At 59.7% G+C, this 16694-nt stretch carries 14 protein-coding genes; 8 read left to right on the top strand and 6 right to left on the bottom strand.

The features are described from left to right. The first annotated feature begins 2 nt into the window (after positions 1-2). The gene (locus FQ192_RS09160; RefSeq protein ID WP_149658318.1) at positions 3-1100 is read left to right on the top strand and encodes an extracellular solute-binding protein; all 1098 of its coding nucleotides are present in this window, start codon (positions 3-5) and stop codon (positions 1098-1100) included. Positions 1101-1181: 81 nt separating this feature from the next. Here FQ192_RS09160 and FQ192_RS09155 read toward each other — a convergent pair whose 3' ends face one another. The 4 genes from FQ192_RS09155 to FQ192_RS09140 form a co-directional block, all read right to left on the bottom strand. Then, a complete protein-coding gene (locus tag FQ192_RS09155; RefSeq protein ID WP_149658317.1) occupies positions 1182-1799 on the bottom strand; it encodes a DNA-3-methyladenine glycosylase in 618 nt (205 codons plus the stop codon). A 5-nt stretch (positions 1800-1804) separates the two neighbouring features. After that, on the bottom strand, positions 1805-2608 hold the full coding sequence (locus FQ192_RS09150; protein WP_149658316.1) for an isocitrate lyase/phosphoenolpyruvate mutase family protein: 804 nt from the start codon (positions 2606-2608) through the stop codon (positions 1805-1807). Between the two features lie 24 nt (positions 2609-2632). Then, entirely contained in the window at positions 2633-3715 is a 1083-nt protein-coding gene (locus FQ192_RS34855) for a bifunctional transcriptional activator/DNA repair enzyme AdaA (RefSeq protein WP_149658315.1), read from the bottom strand. Between the two features lie 338 nt (positions 3716-4053). Further along, the gene (locus FQ192_RS09140; protein WP_149658314.1) at positions 4054-4674 is read right to left on the bottom strand and encodes a LysE family translocator; all 621 of its coding nucleotides are present in this window, start codon (positions 4672-4674) and stop codon (positions 4054-4056) included. Positions 4675-4962: 288 nt separating this feature from the next. Between FQ192_RS09140 and FQ192_RS09135 the strand changes: the two genes are divergently transcribed. Next, positions 4963-5550: a LysE family translocator gene (locus FQ192_RS09135; protein WP_149658313.1), complete on the top strand. Its 588-nt coding sequence runs from the start codon at positions 4963-4965 to the stop codon at positions 5548-5550. A 56-nt stretch (positions 5551-5606) separates the two neighbouring features. On the opposite strand, the gene FQ192_RS09130 is transcribed toward FQ192_RS09135, so the two are convergent. Beyond that, a complete protein-coding gene (locus FQ192_RS09130) occupies positions 5607-9239 on the bottom strand; it encodes a hypothetical protein (RefSeq protein ID WP_149658312.1) in 3633 nt (1210 codons plus the stop codon). Between the two features lie 234 nt (positions 9240-9473). After that, on the bottom strand, positions 9474-10307 hold the full coding sequence (locus FQ192_RS09125; RefSeq protein ID WP_149658311.1) for an AraC family transcriptional regulator: 834 nt from the start codon (positions 10305-10307) through the stop codon (positions 9474-9476). Positions 10308-10463: 156 nt separating this feature from the next. On the opposite strand from FQ192_RS09125, the gene FQ192_RS09120 reads away from it, so the two are divergent. From FQ192_RS09120 to FQ192_RS09095, 6 genes are all read left to right on the top strand, one after another. Then, positions 10464-11822, top strand: coding sequence for a hypothetical protein (locus tag FQ192_RS09120; RefSeq protein ID WP_149658310.1), 1359 nt, complete (start codon positions 10464-10466; stop codon positions 11820-11822). Positions 11823-12156: 334 nt separating this feature from the next. Next, positions 12157-12405, top strand: coding sequence for a transmembrane sensor/regulator PpyR (locus tag FQ192_RS09115; RefSeq protein WP_149658309.1), 249 nt, complete (start codon positions 12157-12159; stop codon positions 12403-12405). Next, positions 12405-13580, top strand: coding sequence for an NnrS family protein (locus tag FQ192_RS09110; protein ID WP_149658308.1), 1176 nt, complete (start codon positions 12405-12407; stop codon positions 13578-13580). Before FQ192_RS09115 ends, FQ192_RS09110 begins: the two co-directional genes overlap by 1 nt. A gap of 11 nt (positions 13581-13591) precedes the next feature. Beyond that, positions 13592-13765 carry an SDR family NAD(P)-dependent oxidoreductase gene (locus FQ192_RS09105; protein ID WP_372242333.1) on the top strand — a complete coding sequence of 58 codons (174 nt, stop codon included), beginning with the start codon at positions 13592-13594 and terminating at the stop codon, positions 13763-13765. A 291-nt stretch (positions 13766-14056) separates the two neighbouring features. Next, entirely contained in the window at positions 14057-14512 is a 456-nt protein-coding gene (locus tag FQ192_RS09100; protein WP_149658307.1) for a (2Fe-2S)-binding protein, read from the top strand. A gap of 9 nt (positions 14513-14521) precedes the next feature. Then, on the top strand, positions 14522-16693 hold the full coding sequence (locus FQ192_RS09095) for a xanthine dehydrogenase family protein molybdopterin-binding subunit (protein WP_149658306.1): 2172 nt from the start codon (positions 14522-14524) through the stop codon (positions 16691-16693). Position 16694 lies beyond the last annotated feature (1 nt).

The following is a 16694-nucleotide window of genomic DNA, read 5'->3' as shown; positions in this document are numbered from 1 at the left end:
TCGTGGGCCTGCACAAACTGACTCAAGCGTTATTGCTGGTGCTTGCACCCCTGTGTGTGCAGGCCGCCGATACCGCCCAACCGGTGGTCAACCTGTACATCTGGGGCGAGTACCTGGCGCCGGACACCCTGAGCAATTTCGAGAAACAGACCGGCATTCATGTGGTGGCCGATCACTTCGACTCCCTGGAAACCGTCGAGACCAAACTGCTCACCGGCCGCAGTGGCTACGACCTGGTGCTGACGGCGGGGCAGCACTTGTCCCGGGCGATCCAGAGCGGGGCGATCCAGACCGTGGACAAGCAGCAACTGCCGCACTTTGCCGGCGTCGGCGAGGAGTTTCGCCAGCACATGGCGGTGTTCGATCCGGGCAATCGCTACGCCGGGATCTATGCCTGGGGCACCACCGGCGTCGGCTATCAGGAGGAGGCAGTCAAGCAGCGTCTGCCCGACGCGCCACGGGACAGTTGGGCGATGCTGTTCGACCCGGCGGTGGTGGCGAAATTCGCCGATTGCGGGGTCAGCCTGCTCAACGATCCCAACGAAGTGTTTGCGGCGGTGATGAAGTACATGGGCCTGGACATCAACCGCCAGAACCTCGATGACCTGAAACTCGCCGAACAACAACTGGCGAAGATCCGGCCCTACATCCGCTACTTCGACAACGACCTGAACATCAGCGATCTGGCCAACGGCAACACCTGCGTGGCGATGTCCTGGAACGGCAACGTCGGCATCGCCGCCGGCCAGGCCGAGGCGGCAAACAAACCGTTCAAGTTGAGTTACCGGATACCCAAAGAGGGGACGTTGATCTGGTTCGACGCCATGGTCATCCCCAAGGACGCGCCGCATCCGCAAGCAGGGCTGGCGTTGATGGACTACCTGATGACGCCGCAGGTAATTGCGCCGATCACCGACACCATTCACTACGCCAATGCGATCACGGCGGCGGATGGGTTGATCGATCCGGCGATTCGTAATGATCCGGGGACCTATCCGTCGGAACAGGTGCGGGCTTCGCTGTACAGCAAGAATGACAATGGCAAGGCGTTCAACCGCGCGTTGATTCGGGCGTTCAGTCGGTTGAAGTCGGGGTTGTGATGGGCTTTTGGAGGTGTATCGAATGGGCGGGCGTCACGTCCTGTAGGAGCAAGGCTTGCCCGCGAAGAACGATAACGCGGTCTACCTGCTCGGCACCCGCCACAAATACCACGCCGCCACCGTCCGAAACGGACTCCACGCACGGCCAATCTCAATCATCTGCCTGCGAGTGGGCTGCACCTCCAGCCCCTTCATCCGCCGATACCCTTCACGTACACCAAAGTCATCCGCCGGCAAAATATCCGGCCGCTCCAGGCTGTAGATCAGCAGCATTTCCACGGTCCAGCGGCCAACCCCGCGCAAGGTGATCAAGCGCTCGATCAACGCTTCATCGTCCATGGCCAGCGCCGTGGCGTAATCCGGCACCACACCGTCCAGCGTTGCCTGGGCGATGCCTTGAATGGTCGCGATCTTGCTCGCGGAAAACCCGCAACTGCGCATCTGCTCGAAGCTTGCCGCCAGAATCTGCTTCGGCCTGGGGAATGCCCCCGAATCGAACAAACCCAATAGCCGCCCGACAATCGCGTCCCCGGCCTTGGCATGCAGTTGCTGATAGGCAATTGCCCGCACCAGCGACTCATAGGGATCCCGCGCCGGATGCGGTTGATGCAGGCAGGGGCCGACAGCGGCGATATGGCGCTGCCAGTCCTCGTCGATGGACGCTAGAAAGGTACTGGCAGGCTGGTAGAGGTCGGGCATGCAAGTCAGGATTTTTTCAGCAATGCGTTGACTTCACCGTAGGTGAGCGCCTTCAAATCGTGGGTGTTGAGCTTGCCGGTTTCCAGGAAACTTTTCGCCAGCGAACCCATGGCGCCATAGAGGAATTCGGCAATCCCGGAACCGGCGCTCAACCGCCGCACCCCGAGGGTTTTCTGCTCCTCGGGCGACGGCAGGCTGGCATTGCCCAGCACGTTCACCGGCAGGGGCGTGCCACGGCAGATCGCCTCGATCTCGTATTCCGCCGTTACGCCAGCGGCGAACAACCCATCGGCCCCGGCTGCCTGATACAGCGCCGCGCGTTTGAGGGTTTCGGCGACGCGATCTTCGGCAGGCACCAGGCTCTTGAGGTACACATCGGTGCGGGCATTGATAAACAGCTTCACGCCCCGACGCTCGGCGACTTGCCGGGCGACTTCGATCTTGCGCGCCAGCAGCTCCGGAGGCGATGCGCCGTCCTCGATGTTGATCCCGACCGCACCGGCGGCGATCACTGCATCAATCACTTCAGCGACCCGTGCCAGGTCATCGGAATAACCGGCCTCGATGTCCACGGTCAGCGGCACATTGATCACCCGGATGATGGATTCGACTGTCGCCACCAAACGTTCGAGGGGCAGGGTGTTGCCGTCCGGGTAACCATGGGCCCAGGCCACCGCCGCGCTGCTGGTGGCCACGGCTTGGCTGCCCAGTTGTTCCACCAGTCGCGCGCCGGTGGCATCGGCGACGTTGGTGAGGATCAGCAGGCCGTCCTGATGCAGCCTGTGGAACTGTTGGTCGAGCGCTTCCATCGAATGTCCTTCCCTATGAAATGATCAGAATGCCAATTGTTGAGTGATCTGCACCGCTGCCTTTTCCAGCCGCAGCAGAAACGCCTTGCGCTGTTGCCCACCACCATAGCCGGTCAGCGAGCCGTCCGCGCCGATCACCCGATGGCACGGCAGCACAATCGCCAGGCGATTATGCCCATTGGCCAGGCCCACGGCGCGGCTGGCCCCGGGTTTGCCCAGCAGCGCGGCGATGGCGCCATAGGTGCTGGTGTGGCCGTAGGGAATCTGCGCCAGTTCAGCCCAGACTTGCCGGGCGAACTCGCTGCCCGGCAGGTGCAGTGGCACCGTGAACTCGGTCAGTTGCCCGGCGAAATACTGCGCCAGTTCGCTCTCGATTTGCTTCAGGTGCCCGTTGTGCCCCGGGGCCACGACGTAGCCGTAACGGTTTTGCAATGCTTCGACTTCCCTGGTCAGTGCCGGGCGATCCAGGAACTCCAGCAACACCAAGCCGCGGCGCTCGGCCATGGCAATCATCGGCCCCAGCGGCGTGGTCAGTCGGGTGAACAGCAGCGGTTCGCTATTGGCGGCGCGGCCCGGGGTGATGTGGAAGGATTTTTGAAAGGCATCGCGAAAACCGCTCAGGGATTCGTAGCCGGAATCGAATGCCACATTGTCGATGGACTCGCCCTGTTTGATCCCGCCCAACGCCATGCCCAGGCGCCGGGTACGCAGCCACGCATGGAAGGTCATGCCGAAATGCTGCTTGAACCAGCGCCGCAGTTTCAACGGCTCGATGCCCTCGGCTTGCAGCTGCGTGTCGGTCCAGCGCTGGTCCGGGTTGGCGTCCACCGATGTGAGCAAACGCTGCACCCAATCCGGCGCAATGGCCGCCGCATCCAGCGGTTTGCAGCGCAGGCAAGCGCGATAACCGGCGGACATGCATTCATCGGCGTGGGCGAAGAACTCGACATTCTCGGGTTTGGGTTTGCGCGCCGTGCAACTGGGGCGGCAGAAAATCCCGGTGGTCTTGACCGCAGTAAAGAACACCCCCTCGTAGGCGGTGTCTCGTTCGAGCATGGCGCGAACCATCTCGGCGTGGGGGGGCAGCACAGCGTTTTGTAGGTTCATGGGGTGAGCATAAGGCGGGCTGTGAGTGGCCTCCACCGGAAAATCGACAGGGAATTAAGCAGGCGCAGGCGCGCACTCCCGAGGGGCATCGCAGCACGCCTCGGGCGACCTGCCGGTAACGAGTTTTGGAGCTGCGTTTGCGGGCACCGGAACGCTATGCAAACCCGAGGAACGACAGGACAACCACGACAATCACAACGACCCCGACGATGTAGATGATGTTGTTCATGAATGTCACCTCTGAACCAGAACAGGATGGCGAAACGAAGGTGCTACACCTACAAAGTAGTGCACGTTGATTCGCAATTCCATTCATGACCCACATGCATCGCGGGGGTTCAGGCCCTGCGCGCCATCAACAACACCGAAGCCGCCGCCGACAACAACCCCGCGCAGCAACGATTGAAGATCCGCTTGCCCCGGGGTTCCGCGAACCAGCGGCGCATGTGCAGGCCCATGTAGGCGTAGGCACTGATGGCGATCCACTCCAGCATCAGAAACAGCACGCCCAGCACCGCGAATTGTGGTGTGATCGCCCGGGTCGGGTCGACGAATTGCGGGAGAAACGCGGTGAAGATCAGGATCGCCTTCGGATTACCCGCCGCCACCAGAAACTCCTGGCGCGCCAACGCCAGCATCCCCACCGGCGCGCCGGCTACCGCGTTTTGCACGCCGGGATCGGCCCGCCACAATTGCCAGGCGAGGTAGAACAAATACGCCGCGCCCAGAATCTTGATCCCGTAGAACAACAGCTCCGACGTTTGCAGCACCACCGCCAGCCCGGCCGAGGCGAGGGCGATCATCCCGGCAAACGCCAGCAAACGCCCGATCCCCGCCATACAGGCGCGACGATAGCCATAGCGGGTGGCGTTGCTGACCGACAGCAGATTGTTCGGGCCGGGGGCCATGTTCAGGGCAAAACAGGCCGGGACAAACAGGGTGAGGGTGGCGAGGTCCATGGTGGGGGCTCCTGATCCGGGAGCCGCTTTTTTATCACGGATAACCGATGGTTTTGCCCATACAGTGACGCGCGCAAGTCGCCGTACACTTGGCCACACGTCAAAATCCGATCCATGACCTACGTTTGCCGACGGCCCCAGCCGATCTCGGCCGCGTTCCTGGTCATGACCCTGCTGGTGCTGGTGGCATGAAATTGCACGAGGACGATTAGGCAGTTTTCTTCAATACGTGGGGCAGGGCGCTCTTTACCGTGAGCGCTGTTCCCACTGAATTGAAGAAGGTCTGTGATGAGTCTGATGATGTCCATGGCGGCGTTTGCGCTGGTCGCTTCGATCACGCCGGGGCCGGTGAATATTGTGGCGTTGGGTTCCGGGGCGCGGTACGGGTTTCGTGCCAGTCAACGGCATGTGGCCGGAGCGACCCTGGGGTTTGTGTTGCTGCTGGTGCTGATGGGCCTTGGGCTGCATGAACTGTTGCAGCAGTGGCCGTGGATGACGCGGGTCGTGCAACTGGCCGGGGTCGGGTTTCTGTTGTTCATGGCCTGGAAACTGGCCATAGACGACGGGTCGCTGCATATCGGCGAGTCGGGGCAGGCGCCGTCGATGCTCTATGGCGCGGTGATGCAGTGGCTCAATCCAAAAGCCTGGCTGGCCTGTGTCGCAGGGATGGGGGCGTTTGTCGCGGATGGCGAGGCGCGGCTGGTCTGGCAGTTTGCGGCGGTGTATCTGGTGATCTGTTACCTGTCCGTCGGCTGCTGGGTGTATGCCGGGACGTTCATGCGCGGCTATCTGAATAACCCGGCGGGGATGCGTCTGTTCAATCGGAGCATGGCGTTGCTGCTGGCGGGGAGTGCTGCGTATTTGTTGTACCCCTAGCGGCATACAACCCATCCGTGCCCCGTAAACGGGGCACGGATGATTGAATCAGGGTGTCAACGTATACCGCTCAGAGCGTCGACCGCCTGTCTTGTCAGTGGCGTAAATTGACCAGAGCGCAATTGGGTGATGGCGTACAACGCACTGGCGGTTCGACCGTTACCATCGGCAAAGCTCTGGAAACCGATGACGGAAGCAAGCAGGTGTTTGTCAATGTGCTGGTGGGCGGTATCCAGCGTTTTCAAATGCTGTTCCAACAAGGCAAAACCGGTAATGCTGCCGCCATATTTCCCGTCTTGGCCAGCTTGACGTACTTGGCCAGCGGGGGAAGGGGCAAGACGGCTGTTCAACTCCGTGATAACGGTCGGGTCGGTCAGCAATTTGTTGTTGCCCGCATACTCGCGCAGTATCGCGGTGAATTGGTCGACGTCGTTGACTTGGAAAAAAGCCCCGTTCGCCATCCAGGCCGCGGCTCTTTGAGCAGGGTCGGTGAAACCGTTGGGATTGAAGACTGACTCCGGTAGTACCGCGTGATAAGGCGCTTGGCCCAAGTCCAGTTTCAGCAGGTTCTGTTGATGGGTCGTCAGGTAGACGACTTTTTTAGCTTCAAGCTCAGCGACGATTGCCAGGGTTTCTGCAAGCCGTTGTGCGGTTTGACGTTCATCGGTGAACCTGATTGATTTATTGGCCGAGTACGAGGCGAGTACATCATGTACCGCTGTCTCGCCGATCAGTGCCCCTAGCATTTGTGCTTCTTTGCTTTGGAGTGCCGCGTCCTTGATGGAGTTATCGAACAGGTGCTGCAATTCTTCGGCGGATGCACCCTTAGGGATTTTCCTGTCATTCAGACGGGTCATTACCTGTTCGATGCTGGTAATGCTGTCATCCTTGAACAGCGCGCGAGCGTGAGACACGGTATCCAGCGACATGCGAATCCGGGTAGCCGAACCCGTATGGTCGACGGCCCGAAGCAGGTCATAGGAATTCGCGCCGGTCAGGTGCAACAGTTGAGATTTGGCGACGTGGGCTGCAGAGGCGGCTTGGGAACCCAGTTTCGTTGCACTTCTGCCAATCAGCTTCGCCCCGCCCTTGAGCAAGGTCGGCACACCATCCAGCGGGTTCAGAAACGAAATGGCGGAGCGACCGACGATTCGGGAGGCGGACAGCAGTTTTGTGCCGAGGGTCGCCGTCTTGGCTACCGAGGCTGCAATTTTTCCAGGTACTGCGACAAACGCCCCGGCAAACGCCAACGCATCCACGAGACAACCGGGTACCGCTCGGGCTTGTCTGCCTGCATCTCCAGAAGCGAGTGCTTCTACGCATTCCTTGAAGGGAATGATGATATTGAGAATGGTGTTGAAAATGGCGCTGGATTTTTCAATGGCCTTTTCCCGTTCTGTTTGTTGACGACCCACCGCCATTATTTCTTCCTGGGTGATCACCGGAATTTCTTTTGCGATCAGTGCGCTGATCGCTTCCTTGCGACTGGAGCGGAAGTAGCGGTTCGGTGTGCCGCTGTCGTCTGTCTGAAGCGACGATGGTTCGAAATCGCCGATTTTCTTGATGAAGAAACGGCCCGTCTTGCCCTCTTCAGGCGCTTCGTTTGCCGAGTACGCTTTTAGATCGATAGGGGCATTCTGGGTGCTAGCCGTTTCGACATATCTCACGCCGTCAGGCAGTACCAAGGGACTAAGAATGGTCGTGAGTCTTTCGTTGAAACGACACTGCGCTCTTAGTGGAAACAGTTCGTAGCAACGAACCGTCGAGTTAAGACTTGCGCCTATCACCATGCCGAAACGATAGGTCTCTCCCGCATGGACGCCGATCGTGGAATTAACACCTGGATAACCGGATGGGCGTGTTGTTTCGCGGTTATAAACCTGGACAGCGTAAAGGGCCAGGTGACCGTTCTCGATAAATTCCCGATCCTTGATTGTTAGTTGTGACAGCGCAATATTGATATTGGAAGCCGTCGCCTCGACCATGCCGGTGTAATGATCGTGGGTCGCTTCGTCGAACAAGTTTGGCACCGGGTACAGGCGACGTAATTGCGGAATGGATTCGTGAATGCTGGCGCGGTGGGTTCGGCCCCAGTGCTCGGTATGAAGTTCGTCGCCCAAATAAAGATCTATGATCGAGACTTTAGTCGAGGGGGTAAAACGATTGACCAGCAATTCTTCCGGATTGCAATCCGGAGCTACTTTTTTCAGTTCCTTGAGCGCCAGCGTCCGGCGATCGGGGAATGGTTTTACAAGTTTGTTGGCCGCGTTGGTTATCTGGTCGACGTAGCGTTGGTATTCATCGATACCTCGGGTTATTACATCCTGGCTCAAACTGCCGTCGGAATCCCTGTTGATCAGTTTATTCATGAGTGCCCATGTGACCACCGGATCGAATGCATTTTGCGCGCGCAGGCGCTTTAGATCGGGGGTTAATTCGGCCACTTGGCTAAACCGGAGTACATGTTGGTAACTCATGTTTCGAGATGCACCGGGTGCGAGGGTCTCTACAAATTGCACCGCCTGGCAGAAGACCACCCAGCCCGGCGTGGCGAGCTTCAGATCGGCAGGCAGATCGCGAACCAGATACTCCGGTGCCATGCCGCCCAGTGCCATCTCTGCCACCAAGGGGGCAATGATGTCGCTGACGTTGGCGTTTTTCTGAAGATGTTTTTCAAAGTCCTGGCGTACATCGGCAGGTCGACGCAGCACATGATCTGCCGAATAGAGGTCAAAGCCCGCAAACTTCGTACCGTCGATGTCCACATCCGCGTCAAGGTCGATCAGCATCGCCGCAATCATCAACTGCGCCTGGAATGCCTTGGTGGGCACGGGGTCTGTTTCTGCGCTGAACCAATCAAGCGCCTCAAGATACAAGCTGGTATCAATCGTGGCGCTGCTGATCAGTGTCTCTAACCGATAACCCGTGCTGGCGGGCAGTTTGTCCGCCGAGCCGCTTAAAAGACGAACGCCATTGCCAAAAAGTTCGACCAGCGGCATTTCATCGCCGGTAAATCGGGTCCTTGTAACCTCCCGAATGGTTTCACGGCGTTGCGGGGTGAGTTTGTAGGGGGAATCCTCAGGGGCGTCCAGCAGTTGCCAGAAGTTTCCAAACGGGAGGGGGACGGGCAGGAAGGCAGCGTTGATCAGGTCAATCAGCGCTTTGGTATCCTCTTCATTGGTCGGTGTCGGCAATTCGTGGAACCGCAACCATTGACCAGCCGCTATATTTTCACCGGAGGTCACAAGGCCGCCAGTCAGTTTGGCGATGTTTGCTATCAGGCGCAGATCATTATTGATGTCTGCAATGCCGGTGACATGAGAAGTGATGTCCTTGGGGGAGAAGTACTGATTGCTAATGGAGTCGCCTACACTGGAAATGTTGGTGTAGGTGTAATAGATTCGGGCGTTTTCATCTACTTGAAACACCTGGTGCCTGGAGATGTTCCGGGAGGAAAGCATCTTCAAGAACTCGGGGCGGTTGATAAGTTGCGAAAGATAAGTGGCCGCCGAGCGGTGTGCCGTGTCGAAGCGCGTGCCTTTTTCATACTTGACTGCCAGTCTGTTCCAGTCCCAGTTGATGGACTCTCTGGCGAATGTGTTGCGAATAAAATTCAGGAGTGCAGCCGCTACGGCTTCTCTTTGAAGTTTGTCAGGGGTGGTTTCAATGTGGCTGTTTTCTTGCTGCATAGTTAAAGATCCCTCTTTTATAACTAAATGCCAAGCAGGCGGCGTAATGCTGTTTGAAAGCGTTCGGCACTCAGTGTGCGAAGCGGAAAGAATATGAGGCAGAAAGGGATTTGTCAGTATGGATGTGGATTCAAAGTGTGTCGGTATTTGGTCGCTTGTGAGGCGCTTACTTGGAAGGTTGTAATTTTTAAGAGTAAGAAGAGTTAGTTGGGCTGGGTTTATATCGTTGTTTATTTATCCGCGATACTGCCCCGGCGTCGCCGCCAGATGCTGTTTGAACACCCGTTGAAAGTGCGCCTGATCGGCAAATCCTGCCTCCAGCGCTACATCGGCAATCAACTGGCCACTGCGCAAGCGATCACGGGCAAACTGGATACGTCGGTTGAGTAAAAATGCATGGGGCGTCATACCGTAATGCTGCTTGAACGCGCGGATCAGGTAGGAAGGCGACAACTGCGCCGCTTCGCAGATATCTTCCAGCTTGAGCATCTGTGTGCAGTTGTCACGGATGTAGTCGGCGGCCCGTTCCAGTTTGAAATTGGGTTCGCGCAACGGTTGATCAGCCGGATTGAGGCGTTGTTGCACGTCGGTGAAAAACTCCACCGCAGCGCTGTGTTTGTGCAATACGTCCTGCTGATCATCGACCAACACCTCATACAAACCCTTGAGCCCCGCAAACAGGCTGGCGTCGTGCAGGTGGGTGACGGTAAACCGCCGGAACGCCTGGTCCTGAGCAAACCCCAGTTGATGCTGCAAGTCGGTGAGCCACGGCGTCTCGACGTACAGCATCAGGTACGACCAGGGCTGGTCGTCGATGGGGTTGCAGGCGTGGACATCGCCGGGGTTCATCAGCACCACGGTGCCGGCACTGACCTCGAATGCCGATTGCTCATGCACATACGTACTGCGCCCGGCGGTGATCGCGCCGATGGAAAAATGTTCGTGGGAATGCCGGGCGTAGCAGACCTCGCGGCCATCGGCGATGGCCCGGGCCTCGATGAAGGGCAGGGCGTCGTCGCGCCAGAAGCGCGGGGACTTGTCGGCATCTTTGGCAACGGTGTGTTTCATCGTCGGCGTCCTCGGCAGGTCAGTGCTCGAGTGTATTAGCTCTCGTCATGAAAGGCCCGTTGCCGTTCGGCGATGTCGATCTTTTTAACAGATGTCTGTCCGTACCGTTTGTCGCTAGACTGGCCGCCCCGATTTGCCGCAAGGACGCTCAGCATCATGGTTGCCCCTCGTTTAGTGGCCGTCGCCTGCCTGCTCGCCAGCGCTGGTGCGAGTGCCGCGCCGCTGACTTACCACCTCACCGATCCGGCGCAGAAATACGCCATTGACGTGCTGTTCCCGCAGCCTCCCGCCCAGAGCTACGAGGGCGCGCCGGCGCAGATCACCTTGCGCGACAAGACCAGTGGCCAGGTGTTGCAGCGCATCGACTCACCGGCGGCGTTTGCCGTCTACAAACCTGACAGCCTGGAACTGGATCTCAACCAGGCCCCGGCCTACGGCGATCAGAGCCTGTTGTTTTTCGCTGACTTCAATTTCGACGGGCAGCAGGATCTGGCCGTACGCAATGGGAGCGAGGGCGGTTATGGCGGCCCGTCCTATGACATTTATCTGTCTGATCCAGCGAGCCCGACGCTGGTCTTCAGCCCGGCGTTCTCCTCCCTGACCCGCGATGAGCAATTGGGCATGTTCGGCGTTGATCCGGTGGCCAAGCGCTTGGACACCCGTTCGAAACAAGGCTGCTGCTGGCATCAAAGCGCGACGTGGCAGATCGAGAACAATGAGCCGGTGATGGTCAGCGAAAAGATCGAAGCGATGCAGATGCCGACGCCAGCAAAGCCCTACATGCCGATGGGCTACCTGGACGTGACTGAACGCGAACTCAAGGATGGCCAGTGGATCGAACACCGCTCAGTCGAGGGTCCTTACGCCGAGCCGCCACTGAAGTTTCGCGGCACCCTTAACGACAAGATCGCGTTCGAACTCTGGTGGCAAATCCAGGGCGAGGTATACATCGGTGAAGTGCGTTACGGCAAAACCGGCAGCGGCAAACCGATCCGGCTGGTTGGCGAATCCGTCGAGGGGCGCGGTGTGTTGCTGCATGAACTGGACGATGACGGGCAGAGCACCGGCGACTGGACCCTGAAAGACGAACCGGACGAACAGGGCAACTACACCGGCACCTGGCGCAGCCCCAAGCGCACATTCAACACCAACATGCGTCTTGCCGAATTCAAGATTGCGCCGCAGAAACTTGAAGGGGTGGTCAGCAATCAGCGTGAAGGTGACTACCGGATGACCCATTTCGTAGAGCGAATAATCAGCCAGCTGTCGGTGAAGATACTGCCGGGCATCGATGATGGGCCGGAGACTGTCGATATCACTATCGACTACGCCCAGCTCAAGGATCCACCGAGCGAAATCCATTACCAGTCGGCGTTGCTGGCGGGCAATCTGGCCATCGTGCTGGACGCCCAGGGTGGGCCGGCCTTGCGCCTGCAGTTGCTCAATGGAGCAGCGGTCGTGACGGGTTACGGCGAGTTCCGGAAATACGGCGGCAGCTACGTAAAAAAACGCTGAGGCGCGGCGTTAGAAGTCCCATTTGGTCGGCAGTTGGAATCGGTGACCGTCATCGTAAGCGCATGTCCATGGGCGACGTGCGCCTTCGGTGCAAATAAGAAGTGGTCGCGAATAAGCTAGATAGTCCCGTGCTGCGCAACTGATATTGGATTGCTTCTAGGCGGGTGAGCGGACGATGTAGTCACTACGACTCGGTACTGAGTCAATAAGACCATTTCAGAGTTGAGTCATATTGACTGCGTTGTGGCCAACACATTGATTTACAAGCCTTTAAAACATGGCGCGCATCTTGGATTAATCCACGTACAACTGGTCTGTTTCAGGAGTACGAAAAATGTTCAATTTCTTCAGTAATCCTCACAACGTTCTGCACCTGTCGAGCAGAGTGCTGGGCCTGGGCCTGACACTGCTTTTGATCGGCATCTATGGCGCTTACCTTTACAACGGTCATCTGCCCATTGTGGCGCTGGTATCGATGCACGCCATGACTATCATTGGCCCGACGTTGCTCAAAATTGGCTATGTGATGCGTCTACTGGCCCAGCATCGGTTGGCGACCCATCACTTCTGCGCGGTGGCCTGATGCGCAAGCCTGCCCTCACAAAGTTTGCTATCGCTGCGGCACCGGTTTTCAGCCTCGGTTTTCGAGCGTTCTTCCTCGCCGGCGCCGGGTTTGCCGTGTTGGCCGTGGCGATCTGGGCATTGTGGTTATACGGCCGATTACCCGGCGCGCAGCCAATTGGCGGGATGCTGGCCTGGCATCGGCACGAAATGCCCTTCGGTTTCGCCATGGCGATCATCGCCGGATTTCTGCTGACGGCGGTACCAAACTGGACCGGACGCCCTGGCCTCAGCGGCTGGCCGCTGATCGGCCTGGTGCTGGTGTGGCTGCTGGCTCGACTGGCGTGGTTGCTGCCGATTAATCCGACGCTGCTGATCGCTCTGCAACTCCCGTTTCTGCCCTTGCTGGCCTGGTGCCTGGGCCGGGATCTGGTGGGAGCGGTTAAACGCGACAACTATCCGATCCTGCTGATGATCACGCTGCTGGCCGGCTGCCAGATGATGACGCTGTGGGGCATCGCGACCGACGACACCGCATTGCAACGACATTGCGTATTGGCGGCGTTGTGGCTGGTGGCTGCGATGATGAGCATGATTGGCGGACGGGTGATTCCATTCTTCATTCAGCGCGGTCTGAATCGCCCCGCTGTTACACCGGCTAGCCCACTGCCCACCAAAGTGTTGCTGATGGGCGGCTTGCTCGCCGCGTTGTCTTTTACTGTCGGTTTGAATGACACGCCCAAACGGTGGCTGGCGCTGTTGTACCTGGTGCTCGGCGCGGTGCATCTGCTGCGGTTGTGGCGCTGGCACGACCGGGGTATTTGGCGAGTGCCGCTGTTGTGGTCGCTGTACCTGGCTTACGCCTGGCTGGTGGTTGCAACGCTGGCCATGGCGCTTTGGCATGCCGGGTGGATGCCGCAACAGAGCCTGGCCACCCATGCGCTGGCGGTCGGCGGGATTGGCGGACTGATCCTCGCGATGATTGCCCGGGGCAGCCTGGGGCATACCGGGCGATTGCTGCAGCCCTCGAAAGCGGTGGTGCTGGGTTTTGTCTTGATGGTGTTCGCCGGTCTGTGTCGGGTGTTGCTCGTCCCGTTCTCGGGAGCAGGGCTCGGGCTGTCGGCGCTACTCTGGTGTACGGCGTTCGGGCTGTTTTTGACGCGCTACACCGGCATCCTGCTCAAACCGAGGGTTTAGCGCCAAGGCTCATGCGTGCCGCCCGCAGCGGGCAGGTGATCAATCTCTCGTCGGGGGGCGGTTTTCAGTCGGCGCCGGGCCATGGCGTGTATTGCTCGACCAAATTTGCCGTCGAAGCCCTGAGCGAAGCCTTGCACGGCGAACTGACCCCGCTGGGCGTCAAGGTCACGGTGGTGAAGCGGTAAAGCTTGCCTGTGGCAAGCTTCGCTCCTACAGGGTGCTTCAGCGGCCAGGGATATGTGACCGGCGGTCGCAGAAGCTGGCCCGCCGGTCAATCTGCGCTTAGCTGTATGGATAACCCGAGGCGCGCGTAGATCCGTCGCTCCGTAAGAGCACAGCTTGCTCGCGATGGCGTCGTGTCAATCAGCACATCACTGCCTGACACGACGCCATCGCGAGCAAGCTGTGCTCCTACGGGTGTGTGGTCTCAGTAATGCGCCCCCTTCAGAACACCGTGAGTCTGAGGAAGATCCGCCATGCTGACCCTGAATATCAATGGCAAGGACCAGGCGCTGGATGTCCCCGCGGACATGCCGCTGCTGTGGGTCCTGCGCGATGTCGCGCACCTGACCGGGACCAAGTTCGGTTGCGGCATGGCGCAGTGCGGTGCTTGCACCGTGCACGTCGATGGCGCGCCGCTGCGTGCCTGCATCACCCCGGCCACCGCCGTGGCCCATGGGCAAAAAATCCTCACCATCGAAGGCCTGTCCACCGACGGTTCGCACCCGGTGCAACAGGCCTGGGCCGAACTCGACGTGGTGCAGTGCGGTTACTGCCAGTCGGGGCAGATCATGTCTGCCGCCGCGTTGCTGGCGAAGATTCCCAAGCCCACCGACAGCGACATCGACCAGGCGCTGTCCGGCAATATCTGCCGCTGCGGCACGTATCCAAGGATTCGCGCAGCGGTCAAACGCGCCGCCGAGATCGGTTGAGGCCATGTCATGAACAGCATCAACAATCCCGTATCACGTCGCGGTTTTCTCAAGGGCAGCGCGGTGCTCGGCGGTGGTCTGGTGGTGGCGTTTGTCATCCCCGGTGCTCATCGCTTTGCCATGGGCGCCGAGAACCAGGGCAATGTCTTCGCGCCCAATGCCTTCCTGCGCATCGCCAGCGACAACAGCGTCACCATGCTGCTCGGCCATTCGGAAATGGGCCAAGGCATCTGGACCGGCCTGACCATGCTGATCGCCGAGGAACTGGACGCCGACTGGTCGAAAATACGCGTCGAACATTCTCCCGCATCAGCCAAGGATTACGGCTTGGCCGGGTTCGGCGGCATGCAGATCACTGGCGGCTCGACCTCGACCTGGATGGAGTTCGACCGCTATCGCCAGGCCGGCGCCGCCGCGCGCCTGATGCTGATCGACGCCGCGGCCAAGCGCTTCAACGTCGCGCCGTCCGAGATTCGCACTGAGCCGGGCGTGGTCATCGCCGGCGACAAACGCGCCACCTACGGCGAACTGGCGGATGACGCCGGCAAGCTGCCGGTGCCGGATCCGGCGTCGATCAAGTTCAAGGAGGCCAAGGACTGGAAAATCATCGGCAAACCGACCCCGCGCCTCGACACCCCGGAGAAAATCACCGGCCGCGCCAAGTTCGGCATGGACGTGCAGTTCGAGGGCCTGATGACCGCCATGGTCGCCCGGCCGCCGGTATTCGGCGGCAGCGTCAAATCCTTCGAAGGCGCCGAGGCGCTGGCGGTGCCGGGCGTACACAAAGTAGTGCAAGTGCCCACGGGCGTGGCGGTGATTGCCGATCATTACTGGGCGGCGAAGCTGGGGCGCGATGCGCTGAAAATCGACTGGGACCTGGGGCCGAACACCGGGCTCGACAGCGTGAAGTTGCTGGAGAGCTTCCGCCAACTCGCCGCCACCCCGGGCATGCCGGCCAGCCAGGCCGGGGACACCGCCGCCACGCTGAAGAAAGCCGCGAAAACCATCGACGTCGAATACAGCGTGCCGTACCTGGCCCATGCGCCGATGGAACCGCTCAATTGCACGGTGAAAATCACCACGGACAAGTGCGAAATCTGGACCGGCACCCAGTTCCAGACCCTCGATCAAATGGTCGCGGGCAAGATCACCGGGCTCAAACCCGAACAGGTGGAGATCCACACCGAATTCCTCGGCGGCGGCTTCGGTCGGCGGGCCAACCCGACTTCGGACTTTGTCGCCGAAGCGGTGCAAGTGGCCAAGGCGGCGGGTATGCCGGTGAAAACCGTGTGGTCCCGGGAGGACGATATTCGTGGCGGTTACTACCGCTCGATGTTCCTGCATCAGGCGAATATTGGCCTGGACGCCGACGGTATGCCCCTGGCCTGGAAGCACGTGATGGTCGGCCAGTCGATCATGGATGGCACCGCGTTCGCCGCGACCATGGTCAAGGACGGTATCGACAAGACCTCGGTCGAAGGGGTGGCCGACAGTCCCTACATCGAGAAACTCGCCAATCATCAGGTCGAGCTGCATTCACCGAAGACCGGCATCAGTGTGCTGTGGCTGCGTTCGGTGGGGCACAGCCACAACGCGTTTGTCATGGAATCGTTGATCGACGAGCTGGCCGAGGCGGCGGGCAAGGACCCGGTGGAATACCGACGAACCCTGCTCAAGGAGCATCCGCGACACTTGGGTGTGCTGAACCTGGCGGTGGAAAAAGCCAACTGGACCGCGCCGCTGCCGGATGGCCACGCCTTGGGTGTGGCGGTGCATGAGTCGTTCGGCAGTTACGTCGCGCATGTCGCCGAAGTGTCCCAAGACAACCTGAAGATTCGCGTGCACCGGGTGGTGTGCGCGGTGGACTGCGGCGTTGCGGTCAACCCGCAAAGCATCGCGGCGCAGATGGAGTCCTGCGTCACCTTCGGCCTCGGTTTTGCCCTGCGCAGCAAACTGACGTTCAAGGACGGCCAGGTGGTGCAGTCCAACTATCACGACTATCAGGTGCTGCGGCTCAACGAAATGCCGGTGGTGGAAGTGCACATCGTGCCCAGCACCGACAAACCCGGCGGGATCGGCGAGGCCGGTGTGCCGCCCGTGGCGCCGGCGGTGGCCAACGCGGTGTTCGCCCTGACCGGGCAACGCCTGCGCGAACTGCCGCTGCAACTGTCGGGGGTGTGAG

Source organism: Pseudomonas sp. ANT_J12 (genome assembly GCF_008370045.1).
Classification (GTDB): domain Bacteria; phylum Pseudomonadota; class Gammaproteobacteria; order Pseudomonadales; family Pseudomonadaceae; genus Aquipseudomonas.
The sequence above is the reverse complement of the archived record's forward strand: the minus strand, read 5'-3'. Positions and strand labels throughout refer to the sequence as shown.